The sequence below is a fragment of the Promicromonospora sp. Marseille-Q5078 genome, from assembly GCF_050315395.1.
Lineage (GTDB): Bacteria > Actinomycetota > Actinomycetes > Actinomycetales > Cellulomonadaceae > Isoptericola.
The window spans coordinates 2,003,197-2,029,152 of the sequence record NZ_JBNPQG010000001.1 but is presented as its reverse complement, the minus strand read 5'-3'; the positions used below and the strand labels follow the sequence as shown (position 1 = coordinate 2,029,152).

The 25,956-nt window shown below is 75.2% G+C and carries 29 protein-coding genes; 10 read left to right on the top strand and 19 right to left on the bottom strand.

Going from position 1 to position 25,956, the window contains the following annotated elements:
- Nucleotides 1-79: 79 nt before the first annotated feature.
- From ACQFYA_RS09385 to ACQFYA_RS09355, 7 genes are read right to left on the bottom strand one after another with little or no spacing between them, the layout of a single operon-like run.
- Nucleotides 80-616 (bottom strand): arginine repressor, encoded by a 537-nt coding sequence (locus ACQFYA_RS09385; protein WP_499123362.1) that lies wholly within the window; start codon nucleotides 614-616, stop codon nucleotides 80-82.
- On the bottom strand, nucleotides 613-1,545 hold the full coding sequence (gene argF, locus ACQFYA_RS09380) for an ornithine carbamoyltransferase (RefSeq protein WP_499123359.1): 933 nt from the start codon (nucleotides 1,543-1,545) through the stop codon (nucleotides 613-615). The genes ACQFYA_RS09385 and argF overlap by 4 nt, the downstream gene beginning before the upstream one ends.
- Nucleotides 1,545-2,861 (bottom strand): acetylornithine transaminase, encoded by a 1,317-nt coding sequence (locus ACQFYA_RS09375; RefSeq protein ID WP_499123355.1) that lies wholly within the window; start codon nucleotides 2,859-2,861, stop codon nucleotides 1,545-1,547. The genes argF and ACQFYA_RS09375 overlap by 1 nt, the downstream gene beginning before the upstream one ends.
- A complete protein-coding gene (gene argB, locus ACQFYA_RS09370) occupies nucleotides 2,858-3,787 on the bottom strand; it encodes an acetylglutamate kinase (RefSeq protein WP_499123352.1) in 930 nt (309 codons plus the stop codon). Before argB ends, ACQFYA_RS09375 begins: the two co-directional genes overlap by 4 nt.
- Nucleotides 3,784-4,974: a bifunctional glutamate N-acetyltransferase/amino-acid acetyltransferase ArgJ gene (gene argJ / locus ACQFYA_RS09365; RefSeq protein WP_499123349.1), complete on the bottom strand. Its 1,191-nt coding sequence runs from the start codon at nucleotides 4,972-4,974 to the stop codon at nucleotides 3,784-3,786. Before argJ ends, argB begins: the two co-directional genes overlap by 4 nt.
- 52 nt (nucleotides 4,975-5,026) lie before the next feature.
- The gene (argC, locus tag ACQFYA_RS09360; RefSeq protein ID WP_499123347.1) at nucleotides 5,027-6,112 is read right to left on the bottom strand and encodes an N-acetyl-gamma-glutamyl-phosphate reductase; all 1,086 of its coding nucleotides are present in this window, start codon (nucleotides 6,110-6,112) and stop codon (nucleotides 5,027-5,029) included.
- 53 nt (nucleotides 6,113-6,165) lie between these two features.
- Nucleotides 6,166-6,684 (bottom strand): GNAT family N-acetyltransferase, encoded by a 519-nt coding sequence (locus tag ACQFYA_RS09355; RefSeq protein ID WP_499123345.1) that lies wholly within the window; start codon nucleotides 6,682-6,684, stop codon nucleotides 6,166-6,168.
- 23 nt (nucleotides 6,685-6,707) lie between these two features.
- Between ACQFYA_RS09355 and ACQFYA_RS09350 the strand changes: the two genes are divergently transcribed.
- From ACQFYA_RS09350 to ACQFYA_RS09340, 3 genes are read left to right on the top strand one after another with little or no spacing between them, the layout of a single operon-like run.
- Entirely contained in the window at nucleotides 6,708-7,337 is a 630-nt protein-coding gene (locus ACQFYA_RS09350; RefSeq protein WP_499123344.1) for a class I SAM-dependent methyltransferase, read from the top strand.
- Nucleotides 7,334-7,936, top strand: coding sequence for a DUF1684 domain-containing protein (locus ACQFYA_RS09345; RefSeq protein ID WP_499123341.1), 603 nt, complete (start codon nucleotides 7,334-7,336; stop codon nucleotides 7,934-7,936). The genes ACQFYA_RS09350 and ACQFYA_RS09345 overlap by 4 nt, the downstream gene beginning before the upstream one ends.
- Before the next feature lie 40 nt (nucleotides 7,937-7,976).
- On the top strand, nucleotides 7,977-8,960 hold the full coding sequence (locus tag ACQFYA_RS09340; RefSeq protein ID WP_499123339.1) for a quinone oxidoreductase family protein: 984 nt from the start codon (nucleotides 7,977-7,979) through the stop codon (nucleotides 8,958-8,960).
- Between the two features lie 19 nt (nucleotides 8,961-8,979).
- Here ACQFYA_RS09340 and ACQFYA_RS09335 read toward each other — a convergent pair whose 3' ends face one another.
- Nucleotides 8,980-9,408, bottom strand: coding sequence for a VOC family protein (locus ACQFYA_RS09335; protein WP_499123338.1), 429 nt, complete (start codon nucleotides 9,406-9,408; stop codon nucleotides 8,980-8,982).
- Nucleotides 9,409-9,484: 76 nt separating this feature from the next.
- Between ACQFYA_RS09335 and ACQFYA_RS09330 the strand changes: the two genes are divergently transcribed.
- A complete protein-coding gene (locus ACQFYA_RS09330; protein WP_499123337.1) occupies nucleotides 9,485-10,288 on the top strand; it encodes a methyltransferase domain-containing protein in 804 nt (267 codons plus the stop codon).
- Nucleotides 10,289-10,310: 22 nt separating this feature from the next.
- Complete coding sequence (locus ACQFYA_RS09325; RefSeq protein ID WP_499123335.1) at nucleotides 10,311-11,099, top strand: LLM class F420-dependent oxidoreductase; 789 nt, start codon at nucleotides 10,311-10,313, stop codon at nucleotides 11,097-11,099.
- Between the two features lie 18 nt (nucleotides 11,100-11,117).
- Here ACQFYA_RS09325 and ACQFYA_RS09320 read toward each other — a convergent pair whose 3' ends face one another.
- The 8 genes from ACQFYA_RS09320 to infC all read right to left on the bottom strand — a co-directional run bounded on the left by ACQFYA_RS09320 (nucleotide 11,118) and on the right by infC (nucleotide 19,234).
- Nucleotides 11,118-11,969, bottom strand: coding sequence for an SDR family NAD(P)-dependent oxidoreductase (locus ACQFYA_RS09320; protein ID WP_499123334.1), 852 nt, complete (start codon nucleotides 11,967-11,969; stop codon nucleotides 11,118-11,120).
- Nucleotides 11,962-14,574 carry a phenylalanine--tRNA ligase subunit beta gene (gene pheT / locus ACQFYA_RS09315; protein WP_499123331.1) on the bottom strand — a complete coding sequence of 871 codons (2,613 nt, stop codon included), beginning with the start codon at nucleotides 14,572-14,574 and terminating at the stop codon, nucleotides 11,962-11,964. The genes ACQFYA_RS09320 and pheT overlap by 8 nt, the downstream gene beginning before the upstream one ends.
- Nucleotides 14,574-15,689 carry a phenylalanine--tRNA ligase subunit alpha gene (pheS, locus tag ACQFYA_RS09310; RefSeq protein WP_499123329.1) on the bottom strand — a complete coding sequence of 372 codons (1,116 nt, stop codon included), beginning with the start codon at nucleotides 15,687-15,689 and terminating at the stop codon, nucleotides 14,574-14,576. Before pheS ends, pheT begins: the two co-directional genes overlap by 1 nt.
- A gap of 166 nt (nucleotides 15,690-15,855) precedes the next feature.
- Nucleotides 15,856-16,539: a 2'-5' RNA ligase family protein gene (locus ACQFYA_RS09305; protein WP_499123326.1), complete on the bottom strand. Its 684-nt coding sequence runs from the start codon at nucleotides 16,537-16,539 to the stop codon at nucleotides 15,856-15,858.
- A 54-nt stretch (nucleotides 16,540-16,593) separates the two neighbouring features.
- Nucleotides 16,594-17,466 (bottom strand): TrmH family RNA methyltransferase, encoded by an 873-nt coding sequence (locus tag ACQFYA_RS09300; protein WP_499123324.1) that lies wholly within the window; start codon nucleotides 17,464-17,466, stop codon nucleotides 16,594-16,596.
- Nucleotides 17,467-17,512: 46 nt separating this feature from the next.
- Complete coding sequence (gene rplT / locus ACQFYA_RS09295; RefSeq protein WP_079576292.1) at nucleotides 17,513-17,896, bottom strand: 50S ribosomal protein L20; 384 nt, start codon at nucleotides 17,894-17,896, stop codon at nucleotides 17,513-17,515.
- 89 nt (nucleotides 17,897-17,985) lie between these two features.
- Nucleotides 17,986-18,180, bottom strand: coding sequence for a 50S ribosomal protein L35 (gene rpmI, locus ACQFYA_RS09290; protein WP_079576291.1), 195 nt, complete (start codon nucleotides 18,178-18,180; stop codon nucleotides 17,986-17,988).
- Between the two features lie 106 nt (nucleotides 18,181-18,286).
- Nucleotides 18,287-19,234: a translation initiation factor IF-3 gene (gene infC / locus ACQFYA_RS09285; RefSeq protein ID WP_499127489.1), complete on the bottom strand. Its 948-nt coding sequence runs from the start codon at nucleotides 19,232-19,234 to the stop codon at nucleotides 18,287-18,289.
- 447 nt (nucleotides 19,235-19,681) lie between these two features.
- Between infC and ACQFYA_RS09280 the strand changes: the two genes are divergently transcribed.
- The 5 genes from ACQFYA_RS09280 to ACQFYA_RS09260 all read left to right on the top strand — a co-directional run bounded on the left by ACQFYA_RS09280 (nucleotide 19,682) and on the right by ACQFYA_RS09260 (nucleotide 23,528).
- Nucleotides 19,682-20,140 carry a Fur family transcriptional regulator gene (locus tag ACQFYA_RS09280; RefSeq protein WP_499123322.1) on the top strand — a complete coding sequence of 153 codons (459 nt, stop codon included), beginning with the start codon at nucleotides 19,682-19,684 and terminating at the stop codon, nucleotides 20,138-20,140.
- Between the two features lie 29 nt (nucleotides 20,141-20,169).
- Nucleotides 20,170-21,630: a catalase gene (locus ACQFYA_RS09275; protein ID WP_499123320.1), complete on the top strand. Its 1,461-nt coding sequence runs from the start codon at nucleotides 20,170-20,172 to the stop codon at nucleotides 21,628-21,630.
- Nucleotides 21,631-21,710: 80 nt separating this feature from the next.
- On the top strand, nucleotides 21,711-22,115 hold the full coding sequence (locus ACQFYA_RS09270) for a DUF1844 domain-containing protein (protein WP_499123318.1): 405 nt from the start codon (nucleotides 21,711-21,713) through the stop codon (nucleotides 22,113-22,115).
- A gap of 1 nt (nucleotide 22,116) precedes the next feature.
- Nucleotides 22,117-22,704 carry a hypothetical protein gene (locus tag ACQFYA_RS09265; RefSeq protein ID WP_499123316.1) on the top strand — a complete coding sequence of 196 codons (588 nt, stop codon included), beginning with the start codon at nucleotides 22,117-22,119 and terminating at the stop codon, nucleotides 22,702-22,704.
- Nucleotides 22,701-23,528, top strand: coding sequence for a S1C family serine protease (locus ACQFYA_RS09260; RefSeq protein WP_499123313.1), 828 nt, complete (start codon nucleotides 22,701-22,703; stop codon nucleotides 23,526-23,528). Before ACQFYA_RS09265 ends, ACQFYA_RS09260 begins: the two co-directional genes overlap by 4 nt.
- A 19-nt stretch (nucleotides 23,529-23,547) precedes the next feature.
- Here the strand turns inward: ACQFYA_RS09260 and ACQFYA_RS09255 are convergent, their stop codons facing one another.
- The 3 genes from ACQFYA_RS09255 to hisH all read right to left on the bottom strand — a co-directional run bounded on the left by ACQFYA_RS09255 (nucleotide 23,548) and on the right by hisH (nucleotide 25,952).
- The gene (locus ACQFYA_RS09255) at nucleotides 23,548-24,303 is read right to left on the bottom strand and encodes an SseB family protein (RefSeq protein WP_499127488.1); all 756 of its coding nucleotides are present in this window, start codon (nucleotides 24,301-24,303) and stop codon (nucleotides 23,548-23,550) included.
- A gap of 56 nt (nucleotides 24,304-24,359) precedes the next feature.
- A complete protein-coding gene (priA, locus tag ACQFYA_RS09250; RefSeq protein ID WP_499123311.1) occupies nucleotides 24,360-25,091 on the bottom strand; it encodes a bifunctional 1-(5-phosphoribosyl)-5-((5-phosphoribosylamino)methylideneamino)imidazole-4-carboxamide isomerase/phosphoribosylanthranilate isomerase PriA in 732 nt (243 codons plus the stop codon).
- Between the two features lie 69 nt (nucleotides 25,092-25,160).
- Nucleotides 25,161-25,952, bottom strand: coding sequence for an imidazole glycerol phosphate synthase subunit HisH (hisH, locus tag ACQFYA_RS09245; RefSeq protein ID WP_499123309.1), 792 nt, complete (start codon nucleotides 25,950-25,952; stop codon nucleotides 25,161-25,163).
- Nucleotides 25,953-25,956 lie beyond the last annotated feature (4 nt).

Here is a 25,956-nt window from a genome sequence, read left to right as displayed (position 1 = left end):
GTTCTCTTTCTAGCGTGGGGGTTCAGGTCAAGTCTGGCAGGGTGCGCCCGGCGGGCACGACCCTCGGGGTCGTGTCGGCTCAGGGTTGGGTGAGCTCGAGGAAGCGGCGGGCGAGCTCGTCGCCGCCGAGCGGGTCCCGGGCGATCACGAGGATCGTGTCGTCGCCCGCGATGGAGCCGAGGACGCCCGGGAGGACCGAGTGGTCGATCGCGGACGCCAGGTAGTTCGCCGCGCCGGGCGGCGTGCGCAGCACCACGAGGTTGGCCGAGGCCTCGGCGGAGACGAGCAGGTCGTTGCACAGGCGCGCGAGGCGGGCGGCGACGTACTCGACGTCGTGCTCCCCCACCCCGGCGGCCTGGACGCTGCGGTCGCCGCCCTCGCCGGGCACGGCGTAGACGAGCGAGCCGGAGGCGTTGCGCACCTTCTCGGCGCGCAGCTCGATGAGGTCGCGCGACAGCGTGCCCTGCGTGACGCTGACGCCCGCGTCGGCGAGCTCGCGGGCCAGCTCGGCCTGCGAGTGGATCGCCGTGCGCCGCACGATCTCGACGATCCGCGCGTGGCGCGCGGCCTTCGTCGTCGGCCCCGCGGCGACCGAGGCGCCGTCCGTGGCGCTCACCGGTGCTCCAGCAGCCAGGTCAGGAGCGCCTTCTGCGCGTGCAGCCGGTTCTCCGCCTCGTCCCAGACCGCCGACGCGGGGCCGTCGATCACCGCGGCGGTGACCTCCTTGCCGCGGTAGGCGGGCAGACAGTGCAGGAAGATCGCGTCGTCGAGCGCGGCGGACATCAGCGCCTCGTCCACGCGGTAGGCGTCGAGGTCGGCGAGCCGCTCGGCCGCCTCGTCCTCGTCCCCCATGGACACCCAGGTGTCCGCGGCGACGACGTCGGCCCCCGCGACGGCGGCGCGCGCGTCGGTCGTCACGGTCACCGAGCCGCCCGTCGTGGCGGCGATCTCCCGGGCGCGGGCCACGACGTCGGCCGGCGGGAGGTACCCCTCCGGCCCGGCGACGGCGACGTGCAGGCCGGCGGTCACGCCGCCGAGCAGGTACGACGCGCCCATGTTGTTGGCGGCGTCGCCCACGTAGGCGAGCCGCTGGCCGGCGAGCGCGCCGATCCCGCCGCGGTGCTGCGCGACCGTGAGGAGGTCGGCCAGGATCTGGCACGGGTGGAAGCCGTCGGTGAGCGCGTTGACCACCGGCACCCGGGAGACGGCGGCCATCTCGTCGATCCGGTCCTGCCCGAAGGTGCGCCAGACGATCGCCGACACCTGGCGGTCCAGCACGCGGGTGACGTCGGCGACCGACTCGCGCACGCCCACCTGGGCCAGGCGTCCGTCCACGATCACGGGGAACCCGCCGAGCTCGGCGATCCCGGTGGAGAACGAGACCTGGGTGCGCAGCGTCGGCTTGTCGAAGAGGACCGCGACGCCCTGGGGGCCGGCGAGCGGCGCGCGCACGAACCGGTCCTCCCGGAAGGCCATGCCGAGCTCGAGCACCTCGCGCTGCTCGTCCGGGGTGAGGTCGTCGTCGCGGACGAAGTGGCGGGGCATCAGGGCTCTCTTTCAACGGGCTCGGAGGCGTCGGGGGCTGGGACGGTGACCGCAGCGAAGAACCGGGCGGCGTCGCGCGCCTGATCCGCGGTGAGGATCAGCGGCGGGGCCAGGCGGATCGCGTCGGAGGCCACGGCGTTCACGACGAACCCGGCGTCGAGCGCCGCCGCGGCGACGTCGGCCGCGACCGGCCGGGTGAGCTGCACGGCGAGCAGGAGGCCCCGCCCGCGCACGCCCGCCACGAGCGGGTTGCCGGCGGCCTCGATCTCGGTGCGCAGCACCTCGCCGACGCGGCGGACGTTCTCGAGCAGGCCGTCGCGCTCGATGACGCCCAGCGTGGCGAGGCCCGCGGCCGCGGCCACGGGGTTGCCGCCGAAGGTCGTGCCGTGCTGCCCGCGGCCGAGCAGGGTGGCGGCCCGCTCGCCGAAGGCGATCGCCGCGCCCACGGGGAAGCCGCCGCCGAGGCCCTTGGCCACGGTGACGACGTCGGGGAGCACGCCGCCGCCGACCTCGGGCTGCTGGAACGCGAACCACGAGCCGGTGCGCCCGACGCCGGTCTGGACCTCGTCGAGCACGAGCATCGCGTCCGCCTCGGCGGTCAGCCGGCGCGCGTGCGCCAGGTAGCCGGGGGGCAGCGGCCGGACGCCGGCCTCCCCCTGCAGCGGCTCGAGGACGAGCGCCGCGACGCCGCCGCGCGCCGCCACGGCCTCGGGCGAGAACGCCTCCTCGAGCGCGGCGGTGTCGCCGAACGGGACGTGCTCGACGCCGCCGGGCAGCGGCTCGAACGGCTCGCGGTAGGCGGCCTTGGCCGTGAGGGAGAGCGCGCCCATCGAGCGGCCGTGGAAGCCGCCCTCCAGGGCCAGCACGCGGGTGCGAGACCCGTCGTCGCCACGGTTGCGGCGCGCCATCTTGAACGCCGCCTCCACCGCCTCCGTGCCGGAGTTGGTGAAGAAGACGCGCGACCCGTCGGGCGCGCCCGCGAGGTGCAGGAGCCGTTCCGCGAGCCCGATCTGCGTGGGCGTGGCGAAGAAGTTCGACACGTGGCCGAGGGTGCCGAGCTGCGCGCTGATCGCGGCCGTGAGGGTGGGGTGCGCGTGGCCGAGGGCGTTCACGGCGATCCCGGCGAGCAGGTCGAGGTACCGACGCCCGTCCGCGTCCCACACGTAGGCGCCCTCCCCGCGCACCAGCACCCGCTGGGGCGGCCCGAAGGTGTCCATCACCGCGTCGGTGTAGCGATCGGTCCACGCCGCGTTCGAGGCGTCGGCCAGGGCACCGCCGGTCACGGCCTCCAGGTGCTGGGCTGCGGTGCCGCTCATGCGTGCGCCTCCTTCGTCGTCGGGGCCGCGGGACCCGGCACGACCATCGTGCCGTTGCCGCGGGTGGTGAAGACCTCCAGCAGCACGGAGTGCGGCTGCCGGCCGTCGATGACGGTGGCGCGCGGCACGCCGCCCTGCACCGCCCGCAGGCAGGCCTCCATCTTCGGCACCATGCCCGCCGTCAGGCTCGGCAGCAGGGTCGCCAGGTCGGGAGCCGCGATCTCCTCGACGAGCGAGTCCTTGTCGGGCCAGGAGGTGTACAACCCCTCGACGTCGGTGAGCATGATCAGCTTGCTCGCGCCGAGCGCCACGGCGAGCGCCGAGGCCGCCGTGTCCGCGTTGATGTTGAGCACCTGGGTCGGGTCGTCGATGTCGGGCGCGACCGTCGAGACCACGGGGATGCGGCCGGCGTCGAGCAGGTCCTGCACGGCACCGGCGTCCACCTGCACGACGTCGCCCACGAGGCCGACGTCCACCGGCTCGCCGTCGACGACCGCGTGCCGGCGGGCCGCGCGGAACAGGCCGGCGTCCTCGCCCGACATGCCGACGGCGTGCGGGCCGTGCGCGTTGATGAGGCCGACGAGCTCGCGGGACACCTGGCCGGTGAGCACCATCCGCACGACCTCCATCGCCTCCGGCGTGGTCACGCGCAGGCCGCCGCGGAACTCGCTGTGGATGTCGAGGCGCTCCAGCATCGCGTTGATCTGGGGGCCGCCGCCGTGCACCACGACGGGCCGCAGCCCGACCTGGCGCAGGAAGACCATGTCCTGGGCGAACGCGGCCTTGAGCCGGTCGTCGATCATCGCGTTGCCGCCGTACTTGACCACGACGAGCGCACCGGCGAACTCCTGGAGCCACGGCAGCGCCTCCAGGAGCACCTCTGCCTTCTGCTCGGGCAGCAGCCCGTTCACCACGTCGCTGCTCATGAGCTGTACGCGCTGTTCTCGTGGACGTAGTCGTGCGTGAGGTCGTTGGTCCAGACCGTCACCTGCGCGTCGCCCGCGTGCAGGTCGACCTCCACGTGCACCTCGCGCTCCGAGGCGAGGTCGACGAGCTCGCGCGGCTCGCCGACGCCGCCCGCCCGGCAGACCTGCACGCCGTTGATGGAGACGTCGAGCGTCAGCGGGTCGTACGGGGCGACGTCGGGCGGCACGGTGCCGACGGCCGCGAGCACGCGGCCCCAGTTCGGGTCGTTGCCGAAGACGGCGGCCTTGAACAGGTTGGAGCGCGTGACGGCCCGGGCGCACGCCAGCGCGGCGTCCTCCGTGGTCGCGCTCCGCACGGTGACCGCGATGTCGTGGCTCGCGCCCTCGGCGTCGGCGACGAGCTGGCGCGCGAGCGACGCGGTGACCTCGGTGACCGCGGAGGACAGCTCCTCCAGCCCCACCTCGACGCCGGAGGCGCCGCTCGCGAGGAGGATCACGGTGTCGTTGGTGGACATGCAGCCGTCGGAGTCGACCCGGTCGAACGTGGTCCGGGTGGCGGCGCGCAGGGCCGCGTCGGCCGTCGCCGGGTCGACCACGGCGTCCGTCGTGAGCACGCTGAGCATCGTCGCGAGGCCGGGCGCGAGCATGCCCGCGCCCTTCGCCATCCCGCCCACGCTCCAGCCGGCGCGCTGGGCGAGGGCCTGCTTGGAGACCGTGTCGGTGGTGCGGATCGCGTCGGCCGCGGCGTCGCCGCCATCGGTCGCGAGCGCGGCCGCCGCGGCGTCCACGCCGCCGAGCAGCGCGTCCATGTCGAGGCGGAGGCCGATGAGGCCCGTGCTGCACACGAGCACGTCGCCCGCGCCGACCTCGTCCTGCGGCGTCGCGGCCCCGGCCGACAGCACCGCGGCGACGTGCTCCGCCGTGCGGTGGGTGTCGGCGAACCCCTCGGGGCCGGTGCAGGCGTTGGCGCCGCCGGAGTTCAGGACGACGGCGCGCGCGGCGCCGTCGGAGACCGCCTGCCGGGTCCAGACGACGGGCGCGGCCTGCACGCGGTTGGTCGTGAGCACCGCCGCGGCCGCGCGTCGGGGGCCGTCGTTGACGACGAGCGCGACGTCGCGCGCCCCCGTCGACTTGAGGCCGGCGACGACGCCGGCGGCCCGGAAGCCTGCCGGTGCGGTGATGCTCATGCCGGGGCCCCCGCGGTGTCGCGAGCGCAGCGAGTGAAACCGTGGGGTGGGTTCATGGTGCGACTCCTTCGGTGACGAGGCCGGCCGTCTCCGGCAGGCCGAGGGCGAGGTTCATGGCCTGGACCGCCTGGCCGGCGGTGCCCTTGACCAGGTTGTCGATGGCGGTGACGGCCACGACGCGGCCGGCGGCGGCGTCGAGGGCGACCTGCACGAGCGCCGTGTTGGCGCCGAGCGTGGCCGCCGTCGTCGGCCACTCGCCCTCGGGCAGCAGCTCGACGAAGGGCTCGGCGGCGTACGCGCGCTCCCACACCTCGCGCACCTCGTGGGCGGACGCGCCCTCGTGGCCCGGCGCGAGGCGCGCGGTCGCCGTGGCGAGGATCCCGCGGGACATCGGCACGAGGGTCGGCGTGAAGCTGATCGAGACCTCCGGGGCGCCCGCGGCCCGCAGGTTCTGCGCGATCTCGGGGATGTGCCGGTGGGTGCCGCCCACGGCGTAGGGGACCGCGGAGCCCAGGCCCTCGGCCGCCAGCAGGTGCGGCCTGAGCGACTTGCCGGCGCCCGAGTAGCCGTTGGCGAGGACGGCGACGACGTCGACCGGGCTCACCAGGCCCGCCGCGACGCCCGGCTGGAGGCCGAGGGTGACGGCGGTGACGTTGCAGCCGGGCACGGCGATCCGGCGGGCTCCCGCGAGGTGGTCGCGCTGGGTGCCCATGACCTGTCCCGTGCCGTCCGCGTGGATCAGCTCCGGCAGCCCGTAGGGCCAGGTGCCGGCGTGCGCCGAGCCGTAGAACTGCTCCCAGTCCGCGGCGGAGGCGAGGCGGTGGTCGGCGCCGAGGTCGAGCACGAGCACGTCGTCGGGCAGCTGCGCGGCGATCTCGCCGGACGCCCCGTGCGGGAGCCCGAGGACGACGACGTCGTGGCCCGCGAGCGCCCCGGGCGTCGTCGGCTCCAGCACGCGGTCGGCGAGCGAGCGCAGGTGCGGCTGGAGCGCGCCGAGGCGCGACCCGGCGTTCGAGTGCGCCGTGAGGGTGCCGATCTCGAGGTGGGGATGGCGCGCCGCCAGCCGGAGGAACTCTCCCCCGGCGTATCCGGACGCGCCCGCCACCGCCACGCGGAGCTGCGGCTCAGTGCTGACCATATGCAGCACTATACATACCTATGCAGAGCGCGTCATCGAGCCCCCACGAGGTCTCAGCCCGTGAGCGGGAGGTACATGACGTGCAGCCCCACGTACCCGTGGGACGGGCTGCGGAACGCGCCCGGCACCGTGCCCACGACCTCGAAGCCGAGCGACCGCCACAGACGCACAGCGACCTCGTTCGACTCCACCACCGCGTTGAACTGGATCCCGCGGAACCCCTGCTCCCGGTGCCAGGCGACGGCGTGCTCGCCGAGCGCGCGCCCCACCCCGAGCCCGCGCGCCGCGGGCGACACCATGAACGACGCCGTCCCCACGTGGTCGCCGCGGCCGGGTCGGTTCGGACCCATCTTGGCCGTGCCGAGCACGGCGCCGTCCGCACCCACCGCCACGACGGTCGCGCCCGGCGGCCGCTCCATCCACACGTCGCGCGCCTGGTCGCTCGTGAGGTCGAGGGGGTACGCGTACGTCTCGCCCTCGCGGACCACCGTCTCGACGATCGGCCACAGACGGGGCCAGTCGTCGTCGGCCGCGGGACGGATCGCGAACGGGGCAGGGGTGTCTGGAGTCACAGCCGCAGCATAGGGTCGGCAGCGTGACCGACACCCCGACCTCGACCACCGACGTCCGGGCCGCGGTCGGCGCGGCGTACGACGCCCGCGCCGCGACCTACGACGAGAGCCGCATGCACCGCGACCTGGCCGAGGAGGTCGCCGCCTTCTGCGACCTCGACGGCGTCCGGGACGTCCTCGACGTCGCCACCGGGACCGGCCTGGTGCTGCGCGCGCTGGCCGCGGCGTCGCCGGGCCCGCTGCGGACCACCGGCGTCGACCTCTCCCCCGCGATGCTCGATGCCGCCCGTCGCGCGCTCCCCGGGGCGATGTTCGTCCGGGCCGACGCGGCGGCGCTGCCCGTCGAGTCCCGCTCCGTCGACCTCGTCACCTGCGTCACGGCGCTGCACCTCGTGCCCGACCCCGAGCGGGTGCTGGCCGAGTGGGCCCGCGTGCTGCGGCCCGGCGGCCGCGCCGTCACGGCGACGTTCACCGGCTTCGGCCGGCCCGCCCGCCCGCGGCGCGACTTCCCCGTCCATCACGACCGGTTCGCGACGCCCGGGCTGCTCGCCGACCAGGCCGGGACGGCCGGGCTGCGGCTCGTGCGGCACGCCGTGTGGCGGCACGCCGACGGGGACGGCTTCCTGCTCGCCGAGCTGGAGGTCGCGGCGTGACTCCGGCCACCGTCGTCGAGCTCGCGGACTGGCGCCGCCGCGTCGCCGAGCTGTACGCGGCGGTCCGCGCCGCGCCCGACCCGGCGAGCGGGCACGCGAGGTGGCGAGAGGGCCGCGACGCGCTGTTCCGCACCCACCCGCAGAGCCCGCTCGCCGCTGACGACCCGCTGCACGGCTCGGGCCTGCCCGTCTGGCCGTACGACCCGGCCCTGCGGATCGAGGCCCGGCTGCTGCCGGCGGAGTCGGCCCGGCTGGAGATCGACACCGGCGCGGACGGCACCACGACGATGGAGCGGGTGGGCGTGCTCGAGCTCCCCGGCCTCGGCACCCTCGACGCCTGGTGGCTGTCCCAGTACGGCGGCGGCCTGTTCGTGCCGCTGCGCGACGCCACCGCCGGGGCCGAGACGTACGGCGGCGGCCGCTACGTGCTCGACACCGCCAAGGGCGCCGACCTGGGCGGCGGCGACGGCCGCGTCGTCGTCGACCTCAACTTCGCCTACCACCCGTCCTGCCGCTACGACCCGGCGTGGACCTGCCCGCTCGCGCCGGCGGGCAACCGGCTGGCCGCGCCCGTGCGGGCCGGCGAGCGGATGTCCTGACCGGCCCGGGCGAGCGCGACCGGTGCGTAGTCTCGGACGCATGCATGCAGTGGTGGCCCGCGCGGCGGGCGGTCCCGAGGTCCTGACCTACGCCGAGCAGCCGGACCCCGTGCCGGGCCCGGGCGAGCTCCTCGTCCGCGTCGCGGCGGCGGGCGTCAACTTCATCGACACCTACCGGCGGGCCGGCGTGTACGCGATGGCCTACCCCCACGTCGTCGGCGTCGAGGGCGCGGGCACGGTCGAGGCGCTCGGCGACGGCGTCGGGGGCTTCGCCGTCGGCGACCGGGTGGCCTGGAACGAGGCGCCCGGCTCGTACGCCGAGCTCGCCGCCGTCCCCGCCTCGAACGCCGTCCGCGTCCCCGCGGGGCTCGACCTCGTGACCGCGGCGGCGCTGCCGCTGCAGGGCATGACGGCGCACTACCTCGTCGCGTCGACGTTCGAGGTCGGCCCGGGGCACGACGTCCTGCTCACCGCCGGGGCCGGGGGCGTCGGCCTGCTCGCGACCCAGCTCGCCACGGCGCGCGGCGGGCGCGTGATCACGACGGTCTCGTCGCCGGAGAAGGCCGCCCTGTCGTCGTCGGCGGGCGCGGCGCACACCGTCGACTACGCCGCGATGGACGACGTCGCGACCCGGCTGCCCGCCGTCGTGCGCGACCTCACCGACGGCAGGGGCGTGCACGTGGTGTACGACGGCGTGGGCCGCGCGACGTTCGAGGCCTCCCTCGCGTCGCTGCGTCCGCGCGGCACGCTCGTGCTGTTCGGCGGCGCGTCGGGGCAGGTGCCGCCGTTCGACCCGCAGCGGCTCAACTCCGGCGGCTCGCTCTACCTGACCCGCCCGACGCTGGCCCACTACACGCTCACCCGCGGCGAGCTCGAGTGGCGGGCCGGGGAGGTGCTCGGCGCCGCCGCGGCGGGCGACCTCGACGTCCGCGTGGGCGCGACGTTCCCCCTCGCCGACGCCGAGCAGGCCCACCGCGCCCTGGAGGGGCGCGCCACCACCGGCAAGGTGCTGCTGGTCCCCTGAGCCGGAGGCCGGCCCGACGTCAGCCCGCCGTCGGGCTCGAGACGTGCCAGCGGTGCCCGTAAGGGTCGACGACCCACGCGCTGCGCCAACCCTCTTCGGGCCCGTCGTCGACCCCTCGCTCCAGCCGCGCGCCGGAGTCGACGAGGTGCGCGACGAACGCGTCGGCGTCCTCCACCTCGATCGAGAGCGAGACCGACCAGCCGCCGAGCGTGGTGGGGGCCAGCACCTGCATCGACTCCCACTCGTCGGCGAGGTAGACCGTCGCGCCCCCGATGCCGAGCTCGGCGTGACCGACGACGCCGCCCTCCTCGATCCGGGTGCGCTCCTGCGCGCCGAAGGCCCGGCGGTAGTAGTCGATCGCCTCGGCCGCGCCGCGGACGGCGAGGTAGGGCACGACGGTGGCGGGGGTCGCGTCGCCCCGACCGGGCGGGGGCGGGGAGCCGTCCATGGGGACAGCCTGGTGCCGGCGGGGGCCGCACGCTACTCTCTCGACATCAAGAAACTTGACGTCGAGAGGAATTGTCGTGGCCGACTGGTCCCCCACCGCCTACCTGCGCTACACCGACGAGCGGTCGAGGCCGTTCGGCGAGCTGGTCGCCCGGGTGCTGCGCGAGCCGTCGAGCGTCGTGGACCTCGGGTGCGGCCCCGGGCACCTCACCCCGGTGCTGCGGGAGCGGTGGCCGGGCGCCTCGTTCGTCGGCCTCGACGCCTCGCCCGCGATGATCGAGCGCGCCCGGGCCGCCGACCCCGGCGGGCGGTACGAGCTCGCCGACGTGCGCGACCACGTCGCCGGCCGCGGCCCCGCGCCCGAGGCCGACCTGGTGATCAGCAACGCCACCCTGCAGTGGGTGCCCGGCCACCGCGACCTGCTGCCTGCGCTCGCCGGCACGGCCCGCCAGACGTTCGCGTTCTCCGTCCCGGGCAACCACGACGCCCCGAGCCACCGGCTGCTGCGCGAGGTCGCCGGTCGCGAGCCGTACGCCGCCGCGGTCGGGCCGGTGGAGCGGCGCGCCGTCGGCGACCCGGCCGAGTACCTCGAGCTCCTCGCGGCGCCCGGCTGGACGGTCGACACGTGGGAGACCACCTATACGCACGTGCTCGACGGCGACGACCCGGTGCTGCGATGGATCTCCGCCACCGGCGCCCAGCCGGTGCTGCACGCCCTCGACGCCCACGACGCCGCGCACGGCACCGCCCTGCGCGCGCGGTTCGACGCCGAGTTCGGCGCGGCGCTGCGCGCGGCCTACCCGCGCCGGGCCTTCGGCACCCCGCTCGCCTTCCGCCGCGTGTTCGCGGTCGCCACCCGGACGTCACCGGAGCACAGGTGACCAGGGTCCCTATGCTCGTCCCATGACCTCCACCACACCCCGTCCGATCCGCATCGGCGTCCAGCTCCAGCCGCAGCACGCCGACTACCGGCAGATGCGCGACGCCGTCCTGCGCGCCGAGGACGCCGGGGTCGACGTGATCTTCAACTGGGACCACTTCTACCCGCTCACCGGCGACCCCGACGGCAAGCACTTCGAGTGCTGGACGATGCTCGGCGCCTGGGCCGAGCAGACCGAGCGCGTGCAGCTCGGCGCGCTCGTCACCTGCAACTCGTACCGCAACGCCGACCTCCTCGCCGACATGGCGCGCACCGTCGACCACATCAGCGAGGGCCGGCTGATCCTCGGCATCGGCGCCGGCTGGTTCGCCAAGGACTACGAGCAGTTCGGCTACGAGTTCGGCACCGCGGGCTCCCGCATCGCCGACCTCGGCGAGGCGCTCCCGCGCATCAAGCGGCGCCTCGCGGCCGGCAATCCCGCCCCGACCCGCGAGATCCCGATCCTCATCGGCGGCGGGGGCGAGAAGAAGACGCTGCGCCTCGTGGCCGAGCACGCCGACGTGTGGCACTCGTTCGGCGACGTCGACACCCTGACCCGCAAGTCCGCGATCCTCGACGAGCACGGCGAGGCCGTCGGGCGCGACACCGCGGCGCTGGTGGAGCGGTCGGTCGGCGTAGGCGCCCCGCCCGAGGAGGTCGGCAGCAAGCTGCTCGACGCCGGCGCCACGCTGTTCACGATCGGCGCCAGCGGGCCGGACTACGACCTGTCGCTCGTCGAGCGGTGGGTGCGCTGGCGCGACGAGCGCCGCTGACGCTCGGCCCCGCGACCCTCAACGACCCGTGAGCACCTCGGCCAGCGGGTCGTCGCCCGCCGCCGGCTGCACCCGCAGCCGGCGCGCGGCGGGCGCCGACGCCTCGCCGGCGAGCCGCGCCAGGGACTCCGGGGTGTCGTGCGAGGCACGCACGAACCATCCCGAGCACGCGTCCAGCTCGCCCCGCGCGAACGCGGACACCAGGTCGACCGTCCGCTCGACGGGCGTCCACTCGGTGCGCCCGACGTGCGCCCGCATGGCCCCGGTCATGTCGGTGCGCACCACCCCGGGAGCGACCTCGAGCACCCGCAGGCCGCGGGTGTGGCCGGCGTCGTGCAGCCCGGCCCCGAGCCGCATCAGCGCCGTCTTGCTCGCGTTGTAGGCCGACGCCTCGGCGTTGTCGTGCGACCCGGCGCCGCTGTTGAGGTCGACGACCCGGCCGCCGCCGCGCGCCAGCATGCCGGGCACCACGTGCCGGGCGAGCAGGAACGGCCCGCGCACATTGGTCTGCAGCACCGACCACCACTCGTCCGGGTCGGCCTCCCACAGCGGCACCTCGGCGTCGATGCGGCCGGCGTTGTTGACCAGCAGGTCCACGGACCCGAGCCCACCGTCCGCCGACGGCGCCTCGGCCGTCCGGACCGCGGCCTCGACCGCGGCGCCGTCCGTGACGTCCGCCGGGAGCGCGACGGCGGCCCGGCCGAGGCCGCGCACCTCGCGCGCGACCTCGGCCAGCCGCTCCGCGTCCCGCGCGACGAGCGCCACATCCAGGCCGGCCCGGGCGAGCCCGAGCGCGACCTCGCGGCCGATGCCCCGGCTCGCCCCCGTGACGAGGGCGGTCCGGGCCGGGGGCACGCCGGGCTCAGCCACGCAGCACGGCCCCCACGCGCTCCGCGGCCGCCGCGACGACGCCCTCGCGGACGGCGCGCACGTCGTCGGCGGTGAGGGTGCGGTCGGCGGCGCGCAGGCGCACCGAGTAGGCGAGCGACTTCTTCCCCTCGCCCACCTGCTCGCCGGTGAAGACGTCGAAGAGCCGCGCGTCCTCCAGCAGGGAACCGGCGCCCGCCACGACGGCGGCGTGCACGTCCGCCGCGGGGACGGCCGCGTCGACGACGAACGCGAAGTCCTCCTTCGCCGCGGGGAACGCCGACACCGGGTGGGCCGCGAAGGGCTCGTCCGCGGCGGCCGCGATCAGCGCGGACAGGTCGAGCTCGAACGCCGCCGCGCGGGCGGGCAGGTCGAGCGCCTCGACCACCTTGGGGTGCAGCTCGCCCGCGTGCCCCACGACGGTGCCGTCGGCGAGCGTGACCGCCGCGCAGCGCCCGGGGTGCCACGGCATCGTGTCGTGGTCGGCCCGGACCGCGACGGTGGCCCCGGCGCGTGCGGCGACGAGCCGGGCGGCCGCGACCGCGTCGGACCAGTCGGCCGCGCGACCGTCGCCCCACCAGCCCGCCGGCCGGGCCCGGCCGGTCAGGACGCCGGCGACGAGGCGCGGCTGCGCCGGAACGGCCGCGACGAGGGCCTCGAGGTCCTCGTCGGACGGCCGGACGCCGACCGGCAGCTGCGGCGGCGGCGGGGTGCCCGGCGTCGGCCGCGTGACCTGCCCGGTCTCGAAGACGGCCACGTCGGGCAGCCCGCGCGAGACGTTGCGTCGCGCGACCTCGAGGAGGGTCGACAGGAGGTCGGCGCGCATCAGCGGCCGGTCGTCCGCGAGGGGGTTCGCCAGCCGCAGGGTCACCCGCCGCACGTCGTCGTCGGGCAGCCCGAGCGTGTCCAGGTCCGCCTCGCCGACGAACGGGTAGGACAGGACCTCGACGAGCCCGGCCTCCGCGAGGGCGCGCGCCACGGAGCGGCGCGCGCGCTGCTCGGTGGTGAGGCCGCGACCGCCGGAGGCGGCCGGGAGCACGGACGGGATCTGGTCGTAGCCCGCGATCCGCACGACCTCCTCGACCAGGGCCGCCGGCTCGGTGAGGTCGGGGCGCCACGACGGCGGCGTCACACGGACGGCGTCCACGGCGGTCCCGGCGACGGCGTCCGTCACCGTGCAGCCGATCTGCTCGAGGATCGCGACCACGGTCGCCCGGTCGTACTCGACGCCCACCAGCCGGGTCGGCAGCGTGACGTCGAGGCGCACGGACGAGGGCGCCGCGGTGGTGTCCAGGTCGCTCACGGCCGGGTCGGCGGTGCCGCCCCCCAGCTCGACCAGGAGGTCGACCACGCGCTGGGCCGCCACGGCGGGCAGGCGCGGGTCGACGCCGCGCTCGAACCGCTTGGCGGCCTCGGACGGCAGCCGGTGCCGGCGCGCCGTGCGGGCCACGGTGATCGGGTCGAAGTGGGCCGCCTCGACCAGCACGTCGGTCGTCGAGGCGCTGACCTCGGAGGACTCGCCGCCCATGACGCCGGCCAGCCCCAGCACCCGCGAGCCGCGCTCGCCCGCGGGCGAGTCGGTGATGAGCAGGTCCTCCGCGTCCAGGGCGCGGTCGACGTCGTCGAGCGTCGTCAGGCGCTCCCCGGGCGCCGCGCGCCGCACGACGATCGGCGCCGCGACCTGCGCGAGGTCGTAGGCGTGCAGCGGCTGCCCGAGGTCGAGCATCACGTAGTTGGTGACGTCGACGGCCAGCGAGATGGCGCGCATCCCCGAGCCCTCGAGGCGGCGCTTCATCCACGGCGGGGTCGGCGCCGCGGGGTCGATGCCCCGCACGACGCGCGTGACGAACCGGTCGCAGCCGACCTGGCCGTGGACGGGCGCCGCGTCGTCGACCTCGACCGCGAACCCGTCGGCCGTGGGGGCCGGCGGGGGCGTGGCGAGGTTCGCCGCCAGCCCGGGGTCGGTGAAGCGCGCGCCCGTGGAGTGGGCGTACTCGCGCGCCACGCCGCGGTAGCTGAACGCGTAGCCGCGGTCGGGGGTCACGTTGATCTCGAGCACCTCGTCGCCGAGACCGAGCAGCGCGACCGCGTCCTGCCCGGGGGTGAGGTCGGCGGCGTCGAACCCGGCGCGCGTGAGCACGAGGATGCCGTCGTGGTCGTCCCCGATCCCGAGCTCGCGCACCGAGCAGATCATGCCGTCGGAGACGTGCCCGTACGTCTTGCGCGCCGCGATGGCGAACCCGCCGGGCAGCACGGTGCCGGGCAGCGACACGACGACGAAGTCGCCCACGCCGAAGTTGTGCGCGCCGCAGACCACGCCGCGCGCGCCGCCGGCGGGGACGTCGGCGTCGTCGACGCCCTTGATCTGCGTGGCGTTGTGCTCCGGGCCGACGTCGACCAGGCACCAGTTGATGGTCTTGCCGTTCTTCTGCGGCTCGGGGGTCTGCTCGAGCACGCGGCCCACGACGAGCGGGCCGGTGACGGCGGCCGGGTGGATCTCCTCCTCCTCCAGGCCGACCTTCACCAGCGCCTCCGCGAGCTGCTCCGCGGTGAGGTCGGCCGGCAGCTCGACGTGCTCGCCGAGCCAGTCAGTGACGATGCGAGGCATCAGATCTCCGTCCCGAACTGGGTGGAGAAGCGCACGTCGCCCTCCACGATGTCGTGCATGTCCGCGATCGAGCTGCGCAGCATGAGCGTGCGCTCGATGCCCATCCCGAAGGCGAAGCCCTGGTACTCCTCGGGGTCCACCCCGGCGGCCCGCAGCACGTTCGGGTTGACCATGCCGCAGCCGCCCCACTCGATCCAGCCGGCCCCGCCCTTCTTCTGCGGGAACCAGAGGTCCATCTCGGCGCTCGGCTCGGTGAACGGGAAGAAGTTGGGGCGCAGCCGCGTGCGGGCCTCGGGCCCGAACATGGCGCGCGCGAAGGCGTCGAGCGTCCCGACGAGGTTCGCCATCGTGAGGCCCTTGTCGATCGCGATGCCCTCGACCTGGTGGAAGACCGGGGTGTGCGTCTGGTCGAGCGCGTCCGTGCGGAAGACCTTCCCCGGGCAGGCCACGTACAGCGGCACGCCTCGCTCCAGCAGGGAGCGTGACTGCACCGGCGACGTGTGCGTGCGCAGCACGAGGTTGGACGGCTTGCCGCCCGCCGTGCCGTCCGACCCGTCGGTCGTGCCCGCGGCGCCGTCCACACCCTCCACGTAGAACGTGTCCTGCATCTGCCGCGCCGGGTGGTCGGGCTCGAAGTTCAGGGCGTCGAAGTTGAACCACTCCGCCTCGACCTCGGGCCCGTCCGCGATCTCCCAGCCGAGCCCGACGAAGAAGTCGGCGATGCGCTCCTGCACCAGCTCGATGGGGTGGCGGGCGCCGACGGGGTCACGGTCGGTGGGCAGCGTGACGTCGACGGTCTCCTCGACGAGCACCCGCTCGTCCCGCTCCACCTCGAGCTCGGCCTGGCGCGCCGCGATCGCCTGGTTGACACGGCCGCGGCGCGGACCGACGTTCTTGCCGGCGGCGGACTTGTCAGGGCCGGGCAGGGCGCCGATGGCGCGGTTCGCGAGCGCGAGCGGGCTCTTGTCCCCGGTGTGCGCGCTGCGGACGACCTTGAGCGTGTCGAGGTCGCTCGCGGCGGCGACCGCGGCGAGCGCGTCCTCGACGGCGGCGTCGAGGGCACCGACGTCGAGCGGGTCGGGGCCGTGGTCTGGGGTGGGTGCGGGCGTGGACATGCGTGCCTTCCTGAGAGGGGCCCTGCGAGGGGTGTGGCGGCCGGGTCAGTTTATGTGCCCGCCCGGGCCTGTCAGGTCGGCGTCCGCGGTGCCGCGCGCGGTCAGCGCGCGGGGACGGCCGGGACCGGGCCCGTGGCGGGCCCGGTAAATCGGTGGTCGCGGCGTGTCACGCCTCCCATGATGGCACGGGCCCGCCCGCCTCGTCGCGGCCCTCCAGGGGAACGACCGCGACGTCCTCGTGCAGCGGGCCGCCCGAGCGTCCCTCCCCGAGCCGGGAGGCGACCACGTGCACAGCGTCGACCTCGAACGTCGGGCCACGGTAGACGGCGAGGGCCTGCGCCCACGGCACCAGGGGCGACGCCTCCTGCTCCCGACCCCGCGGGCGGCGCGTCCCGCCGCGCGCGCCGGCCACCTGCCGACGCCCCTCCGCGGCCCGCAGCGTCGCGCGGGCGACCGTGAGGTGCGGGCGCCCCGAGGCACGGTCGGAGGCCGGCAGTCCCGCCGCGCCGACGGCGACGTCCTGCGCGAACCCGGCCGCGCGCCGGAGCTCCTCGATCGCGCCGGTGACGCCCACCCAGAGGGTGCGGCCGCCGAACGACCCGCTGCCGGACAGCGCCAGCCGGAACGGCGGGACGTCGCGCAGGGTGTCGTGCAGCGCGTCCACGTAGCCCGGCACGGCGCCGTCGGGCACCTCGCCGTGGAAGACGAGCGTCACGTGCCGCTGCTCGGGCGGCACCCACCGCAGCCCGCGACCAGGGTCGGCGAGGGACGGCCCGCCCACCCCCGCGAGGGCGAGCTCCAGGTGCGCGGCAGCATCGACGGAGGGGTACACGGCCGTGAACAGACGCATCCGGGCATCGTGCCACGGCCCGGCGACGCGGCGAGGCCGGCGCCGCGTCACACGTCAACGCTGCGCGCGGCTGCTGGCGTAGAGGCAGACCGTCGCGGCGGTGGCCAGGTTGAGCGACTCGGCGCGGCCGCGGATGGGGACGCGCACCACGGCGTCGGCGAGCGCGCGGTCGGCCTCGGGCAGGCCCCACGCCTCGTTCCCGAAGACCCAGGCCGTGGAGCCGGCGAGGTCGGGCCGGCCGTCGCTCGGCGCGGCGCCGGCGACGTCGAGCAGGTCGTCGAGGTCGTGATCACCGGCGCCGTCGGCGGCGAGGACCGTGCAGCCGGAGGCGCGGAGCGCGTCGACGGCGTCGGTCAGGGCGAGTCCCGTGACCACCGGCAGGTGGAAGAGCGAGCCGGCGGTGGACCGCACGACCTTGGGGTTGTGCACGTCGACGGTCTCGCCGGCCAGGACCACCAGGTCGGCGCCTGCGGCGTCCGAGGCACGGATCACGGTGCCGGCGTTTCCGGGGTCGCGGACGTTCGCGAGCACGGCGACCAGGAGCGGGCGGCCCGCGGTCGTGGCCAGGGACCGGATGGTCTCGAGGGGCTCGACCGGCGTCCGCCGGACGACGGCCAGCACGCCCTGGGCGTCGGGGCTCATCGCGTCGAGCACCTCCCGGGTGCCCACGTGGACGCGCAACCCGGCGTCCTGCGCGCCGGCGACGATCTCGTCGTAGCGCTCGGCAGCGTCGGGCGCGAGGTAGACGTCCCGGACGTCGGCGGGCGCGTGCCGCACGGCCTCGCGCACGCCCTGGGGTCCCTCGACGAGGAACTGCCCGTGCCGGGAACGTGCAGGACGCCCGGACAGCGCCCTGACCTGCTTGACCCGGTCCGCTCGCGGGTTGGCGAGCGTCACGTCGGGGATGCCGGGGAACGGGTGTGGCATCGGCAGGTCAGGGGTGTCCGGGCGTCCGGGTGCTGAGCAGGGTGGCTCAGGCGGCCTTCGGCGCGTTGACGTCGGCCGGCAGCGCGTCCTTGGCGACCTGGACGAGCGCGTTGAACGCCGCCACGTCGTTGACCGCGAGCTCGGCGAGCATGCGACGGTCGACCTCCACACCCGCGGCCTTGAGGCCCTGGATGAGGCGGTTGTAGGTCAGCCCCTGCGCGCGGGACGCAGCGTTGATGCGCTGGATCCACAGCTTGCGGAAGTCGCCCTTCTTCGCCTTGCGGTCGCGGTACGAGTAGACGAGGGAGTGGGTGACCTGCTCCTTCGCCTTCCGGTACAGGCGCGAACGCTGGCCGCGGTAGCCGCTGGCGCGCTCGAGGGTCGTACGGCGCTTCTTGTGGGCGTTGACCGCCCGCTTCACGCGTGCCACGTGATGCTCCTTGCAGTGTCGGGACCGGAAGTGGACCCGGCGGCCGTGCTCATCGGTCGATCACCGTGAACGGGGAGGCCGCCGAGGGCTCACTTGCCGAGCAGCTTCTTGATGGTCTTGACGTCGGCGGCCGAGACCACCTGGTCCTGGGCCAGACGGCGGGTGCGGCGGCTCGACTTGTGCTCGAGGTAGTGGCGAGCGTTCGTCTGCTCGCGCATGATCTTGCCGCTGCCGGTGACCCGGAAACGCTTCTTGGCGCCGGAGTGCGTCTTGTTCTTCGGCATGACTGCCGTCTCTCCTCGTGTCGGTCACCCGCCGGGTGGCGGGGACGTGGTGCGGACCGGGGTCGACGAGCGACCCGGTGCCAGATGGTCGGTGTGCGGTGCTGCCTCAGCGCCCCGCGCGGGGGGTGGGCTTCGGCCGCGGTGCCGACGGACGCGGGACGCCGGGCTTCGGCGTCGCGGCGGCGGGCTTGGGCGTTGCCGGCGTAGCCGTCGCAGGCTTGGGCGCCGCAGCAGGCCGGGCCTGCGTCGCGGGCTTGGGCGCCGCGGACGGGGCCGCAGACCTCGGCGCCGCGGCCGGCTTCGACGTCGCGCGCTTGGCGGGTGCCGCCTCCGCGCGCGGTGCCGGCGCTGCCTTCGGGGCCTCCGCGACCGGGGCCTCCGCGACCGGGGCCTCCGCGACCGGGGCCTCCGTCACCGGGGCCTCCGTCACCGGGGCCTCCGTCACCGGGGCCTCGGCCACCGAGTCCTCGGGGACCTCGTCGGCCTCCGTGGCGGGCTCGGACTGGGCGCGGGCCTCGGCCTTGACCTCCGACTTGGTCTTGCGCTGCGCGTTGATCTCGCTGGACCGCTTGCGCTGCTCGACCTTGGCGTCGGCCTTCTTCTTCACCGGGCCGAGCACCATGGTCATGTTGCGGCCGTCCTGCTTCGGCATGGACTCGACGAAGCCGAGCTCCGCGACGTCCTCCGCGAGCCGCTGCAGCAGACGCACGCCCATCTCGGGGCGCGACTGCTCGCGACCGCGGAACATGATCATGACCTTGACCTTGTCCCCCGCCTCGAGGAAGCGGACGACGTGGCCCTTCTTGGTGCCGTAGTCGTGCGGGTCGATCTTCAGGCGGAACCGGATCTCCTTGAGGACCGTGTTCGCCTGGTTGCGCCGCGCCTCGCGCGCCTTCATGTCCGACTCGTACTTGAACTTGCCGAAGTCCATGAGCTTGGCGACGGGCGGACGGGCGTCCGGGGCCACCTCGACGAGGTCGAGGTCGGCGTCCTGGGCAAGCTTCAGGGCGACTCCCGTGGCGACCACGCCGACCTGCTCCCCGCCCGGGCCGATGAGTCGGACCTCGGGGACGCGGATCCGATCGTTGATGCGAGGCTCGCTGATGGTGATGCTCCTAGGAACTCGTCGGTAGACCGTCAGGGACGGGAAAGGCCCCCGACCTGAGCACAGGTGGAGGCCATCTACCGACGCCGGGGCGCGAACGCTCCGACGACCGAGGCGGACGCCCACGAGGAGCGTCCGACCGGGACCCGGCTCCTGTCGACGCCCGGGGGCGCTCGGTCGGTGCTCGGGTGGGATGGGATCCACTTGATGCACCCGAGCCCGACGACGACGCTCGGTGGAGCGGCGTACAGACGGACCCAGGTCGGTCAGCGGTCAACATTAGCACGGTCGAGGCCCGACCCGGCAGGGTCCGGGAACGGTGTGGCGAGCGTCTCCCGCCGACCGCACCGCAGCCTTTACTGGAATCGTTCCAGCATGTGTGGCAGGGTCGCCGACATGACCACGGTGACGAGGGACGACGCGCTGCTGCGGGACCGCGGCCTGCGCGTCACCGGCACCCGGCTCGCCGTCCTGCGCGCGCTCGACGAGCACCAGCACGCCACCGCCGACGACGTCGTGCAGGCCGTGCGCGCCGACCTCGGCTCCGTGTCGGTGCAGGCCGTCTACGACTGCCTGCACGCGCTGACGACCGCCGGCCTCCTGCGTCGCATGGAGCCGGCCGGCCACCCCGCGCGCTACGAGCGTCGCACCGGCGACAACCACCACCACGTGGTGTGCCGCTCGTGCGGGGCCGTGGCCGACGTCGACTGCACCGTGGGCCACGCGCCGTGCCTGACGCCCGGCGCGTCCCACGGGTTCGCCGTCGACCTCGCCGAGGTCACCTTCTGGGGTCTGTGCCCCGGCTGCGCCGCCGACCCCGTCCCGGCAGCCGGAGCCCCCGGCACGACCCCCTGATACCGGAACCCCCTGAGAAAGGACGTCATATGACGACGCCGTTCACGACGACCCAGACCGGCACCCCGGTCGCGAGCGACGCACACTCGCTGACCGTGGGCGCGGACGGACCCACCGTCCTGCACGACCGCTACCTGGTCGAGAAGCTCGCCTCCTTCAACCGCGAGCGCGTGCCCGAGCGCAACCCGCACGCCAAGGGCGGCGGCGCCTTCGGCGAGTTCGTCGTCACGGAGGACGTCTCGCGCTACACCCGCGCGGCCGCCTTCCAGAAGGGCTCCAAGAGCGAGACGCTCCTGCGCTTCTCCTCGGTCGCGGGCGAGCAGGGCTCCCCCGACACGTGGCGCGACGTGCGCGGCTTCTCGCTGCGCTTCTACACCACCGAGGGCAACCTCGACATCGTCGGGAACAACACGCCCGTGTTCTTCCTGCGCGACGCCATGAAGTTCCCGGACTTCATCCACTCGCAGAAGCGTCTCGGCGCCTCCGGCCTGCGCGACGCCGACATGCAGTGGGACTTCTGGACCCACTCCCCCGAGTCGGCCCACCAGGTCACCTACCTCATGGGCGACCGTGGGCTGTCGAAGTCGTGGCGCCACCTCAACGGGTACGGCTCGCACACCTACCAGTGGATCAACGCCGAGGGCGAGCGGTTCTGGGTGCAGTACCACTTCATCTCGCACCAGGGCGTGGAGCACCTGTCGGCCGCCGACGCCGAGCGCATCGCCGGCGAGGACGCGGACTACTACCGCCGCGACCTCTACGACGCCATCGAGCGCGGCGAGCACCCCTCGTGGGACGTCAAGGTGCAGGTCATGCCGTACGAGGACGCGAAGACCTACCGGTTCAACCCGTTCGACATGACGAAGGTCTGGCCGCACGCGGACTACCCGCTGATCAAGGTCGGCACGTTCACGCTGAACCGGAACCCGCGGAACTTCTTCGCGGAGATCGAGCAGGCGGCGTTCTCGCCGGGCAACCAGGTGCCGGGCACCGGCATCTCGCCGGACAAGATGCTCATGGCGCGCGTGTTCGCCTACAACGACGCGCACCGCCACCGCATCGGCGCCAACTTCAACCAGCTCCCGGTGAACCAGCCGCACGCCGCCCCCGTCGCGAACTACATGCACGAGGGCGCCATGCAGTACCAGTTCAACGGCCCGGAGCACCGCGTGTACACGCCGAACTCCTTCGGCTCCGAGGGCGGCCCGACGGCCGACCCGACGCTCGGGGTCGAGGCGGCGTGGGAGACCGACGGCGAGCTGATCCGCTCGGCCTACTCCCTGCACGCCGAGGACGACGACTTCGGCCAGGCCGGCACGCTGTACCGGGAGGTCTTCGACGACGCCGCCAAGGCGCGCTTCCTCGAGACGCTCACCGGTCAGGGCCAGGGCATCACGATCGACGCCATCCGCGAGCGGTTCTTCCAGTACTGGACCAACGTGGACGCCGAGCTCGGGGCCAAGCTGCGCTCCGAGGTCGCGGCGGGCTGACGCCCGCACCTCCGCACGCACGCCGAGGCCGGGTCCCGCACGGGGCCCGGCCTCGGCCGTCCCGATGCGAAGATGGACCCATGAGCACCACGCCCGACGCGGCCCCCTCCACCGACGCCCCGACACCTCCCACGGCGACCACGGCGTCGACCACCGAAGACACCGCGACGCGCGACATCGCCGACGTCGCCGCCGTCGAGGTCATCACGGCGTCGGCCGTGCACCTCATGAGCGCCGCCGCCGTGAAGTGCGGCCTGGCCGAGGACGCCGACGCGCAGGGGCACCTGGACCTCGACGAGGCCCGCAAGCTCATCACCGCGCTCGCGGCGCTCGTCACCGCCAGCGCCCCGGACATCGGCAACCAGCACGCGCGGTCCCTGCGCGACGGCCTGAAGTCGCTCCAGCTCGCGTTCCGCGAGGCGTCGGTGGTCCCGGACGCCCCTGGCGAGGGCCCCGGCGAGAAGTTCACCGGCTCCGTCGTCTGACATGTCCGAGCCGTCCGCCTGGACGCCGCCCCCGCGGCCGGAGCACGCGACCTCGCCCACGGGCGTCGGCGCCCCCGCACCGCGACGCGACCGCAGGGCGGCGGTGGTCGTGCTGGCCGTGCTGCTCGCCGGCGCCCTCGGCGTCGGCGTGTACCTGTGGCTGACGACGACGCGGTGGCAGGAGCACAGCGCCGCGTGGGAGGACGAGGCGCGGGGGTACGCGGACCAGGTCGCGACCCTCGACGCGGAGCTCCTGGCGACGGACGCCGAGCTGGTCGCCGCGCGCGAGCAGCTCGCCACCGCGACCGCCCGCATCACGGACCTCGCCAACGAGAAGGCGCAGCTCGGCGACGAGAACGTCGCCTCGCAGCAGTACCTGGACTACCAGACGCGCGTGAGCGAGGCCGCGGGGGTCGTGACCACGGCACTGGGCGACTGCGTGGACGCGCAGTCTCAGCTCATCGCCTACCTCGAGGACCGCGGGTCGTACGACGCGAAGGACCTCGACCGGTTCGCCTCCGACGTCCGGAAGCTCTGCAAGCAGGCGTCGAAGGCCGACGACCAGCTGCAGCAGGAGCTCGGGCAGTGACCCGAGCGGACAGGCCCCGGGCCGCGCGGACGGTGCGCCCGGCGGCCGCCCTCCTCCTCGTCGCGTCCCTCGCCGGCTGCGGGGTGCTCCCGGCGCTGCCCGGTCCGGTGCCGAGCGACGTCGTGCCCACCCGCGTGGCGACCACCCCGGCGCCGTCCCTCGACCCGAGCAGCGCCGACGGCCTGTCGCCCGACGGCTTCGACGCCGTGCAGCGCATGGCCGTGCGCATCCGCAACGTCGGCTGCGACGGGCTGTCCACCGGGTCCGGTTTCGCCGTCGACGAGCACACGCTCGTCACCAACCGGCACGTCGTGGCCGACTCCGACTCCCTGGAGGTCAGCACCTACGACGGGCGTGACCTCGCCGTCTCCGCGGCGGGCAGCGCGTCGCTGGCCGACCTCGCGCTGGTGCGCACGACCGACGCGCTGCCGAGCCATCCCACGCTCGCGCGCGCCGACCCCCGGTCGGGCGACCAGGTGACCGTGGTCGGCTACCCGGAGGGCGGCCGCCTCACGGTGACTGCGGGCGAGGTGATCGGCCCTACCACCGACCCGCTGCACGAGAACCTGGGCGAGGTGCTGCTCACCGACGCGCCGGTCGAGCCCGGCTCGTCGGGGTCCGCGGCCCTCGACGCCGACGGCCGGGTCATCGGCGTGGTGTACGCGAAGACGTCCGACGACCGCTCGCTGCTGGTGCCCGTCTCCACCCTGGAGCGGGTCCTGGACGACGCCGACGGGTTCCGGGCCATGCCGCCGTGCGAGCAGGCGTCCGATCAGACGTCCGATGGGGCGTCGCAGGAGCCGTCCGCGCGGCCCTCCGACTGACGGCCCGCCGGCTGCCGGCTCAGCGCGCCGCGCCGACCCGCAGCTCGAGGGAGTCCACGCGCGCGGAGATCACCGTCGAGGCGCCGAGACGGGCGTTGACCTGGCCGAGCACGCGGTCCAGGCCGGCGCGGTCGAGGCCCGGGTCCAGCGCCAGCACCACCGCGATCTCGGCCCGCCTCCCCCGCTCGGCGTGCGCGCGCACCACGTACTGGACCGGGGCGGCCGCGTCCGCGACGGCGGCGGCGACCTCCGGGTCGACCACGACGTCGCCGTCCGGGCCCGACGGGACCAGCGCGGGCCGCCACTCGAGGCCCTGGGCGAGCGCCCAGACCGCGGGACGGGGCACGAGCGCGGTGGCCGGCCCGGCGGGGTCGACGACGACCAGCGACCAGTCCTCGCTCACCGCCGACAGTGCGGCGCGGGCCGCCTCGACCGGGACGGGGCGCGCGTCCTCGCGCCAGGCGCGCATCGCCTCGACCGAGGTGAACACGGGCAGCGCGCGACGGCCGTCCGGCGCCTCGATGGCGACCACCCCGGCGGCGGCCTCCTTGTCGACGTGCAGCTCCTGCGTGCCCGAGGGGCCCTCGTGCTCGACCACGTCCGCCACCGCGAGCTCGGCCAGCACGGGGACGAGCACGCGGGTCGCCGCGAGGCGCCGGACCACGTCCTGCAGGTTCCCCGCCCCGTCGGCGTGCGCGCGCAGCAGCCCGGCGAGCTCCGGGTCCGCCGTGCCGTCGTCCCCGGCGAACTGCGACGTGGGCTGGATCGAGCGCAGGTGCCCCGGCAGGGCGCGGTCCTCGCCGCCGGCTGCCGCGGCGTCGTCGGCCCCGGTCACGGCCGGCCTGCCACGTCGAGCGCCTCGGGCAGCGTGAAGGCGCCGGCGTACAGCGCCTTGCCGACGACGGCTCCCTCGACGCCGGCCGGCACCAGCGCCCGCAGCGCCTCGAGGTCGGCGAGCGAGGAGATCCCGCCCGACGCGACCACCTTGGCGGGCGTGCGCGACGCGACCTCGCGCAGCAGGTCGACGTTCGGGCCGCGCAGCGTGCCGTCCTTCGTCACGTCGGTGACGACGTACCGGGCGCAGCCGGCGTCGTCCAGGCGGGCGAGCACCTCCCAGAGGTCGCCGCCCTCCTTCGTCCAGCCGCGCGCGGCGAGCGTCGTGCCGCGCACGTCGAGGCCCACCGCGACGGCGTCGCCGTGCTCCGCGATGACGCGGGCGGTCCACTCCGGGTCCTCCAGGGCGGCCGTGCCGATGTTGACGCGGCGCGCGCCGGTGCCGAGGGCGCGCTCGAGCGACGCGTCGTCGCGGATCCCGCCCGACAGCTCCACCTGCACGTCCAGCGCGGCCACGACCTGCGCGAGCAGCTCGGCGTTCGAGCCGCGCCCGAAGGCCGCGTCGAGGTCCACGAGATGGATCCACTCGGCGCCGCCGGCCTGCCAGTCGCGGGCGGCGGCCAGCGGGTCGCCGTAGGACGTCTCGGAGCCGGCCTCCCCCTGCACGAGGCGGACGGCCTGGCCGTCGGCGACGTCGACGGCGGGCAGCAGCACGAGGCGGTCGGTCATGGGTGTCTCTCCAGGCTGGTCGGTGCGGTGCGGTATGTGCGTGGGGGCCGGGCCAGGCGGCGGGGCCGGTCAGAGCGAGCGGACCCAGTTCTCGAGCAGGACGGCGCCCGCGTCGCCGGACTTCTCGGGGTGGAACTGCGTGGCGGACAGCGGCCCGCTCTCGACGGCGGCGACGAACCGGGCCTCCGAGCCCGGGGCCCCGTGCCGCGCCCACGTGACCAGGGGCGGCGTGTACCGGGGGTCGGCGTCGCCGTCGTGCCCCTGCGTGAACTCCTGCGCGGCGTACGAGTGCACGAAGTAGAACCGTTCGTGCTCCACCCCGGCGAACAGCCGGGAGCCGTCGGGCACCTCCACGGGCGACCAGCCCATGTGCGGCACCACCGGCGCGTCGAGGCGCTCGACCACGCCCGGCCACTCCCCCAGGCCCTCGGCACGATCGCCGTGCTCCACCCCGGCGTCGAACATGACCTGCATGCCGACGCAGATGCCGAGCACCGGGCGTCCCCCGGCGAGGCGCCGGTCGATCACCTGGTCGCCGCGGACGGCGCGCAGCCCGGCCATGCAGGCGGCGAACGCACCGACCCCGGGCACCACCAGGCCGTCGGCCTCGGCGGCGCGCGTGAGGTCCGCCGTGAGCTCGACGTCGGCGCCGACGCGCTCGAGCGCGCGCACGGCCGAGCGGACGTTGCCGAAGCCGTAGTCGAGCACGACCACCCGGTGGCGCCCGCCCGGACGCTCCGCCGTGGTCGTGGGGTTCAGCTCGGCCGACGCGCCGCCGTGCGGCAGCAGCGGCGGGACGCCGGCCGCCTCCTGGGCGGCGGCGAGGCCCGTCTGGTCGGCCTCGCGAGGCGTGTCCGGCATCCGT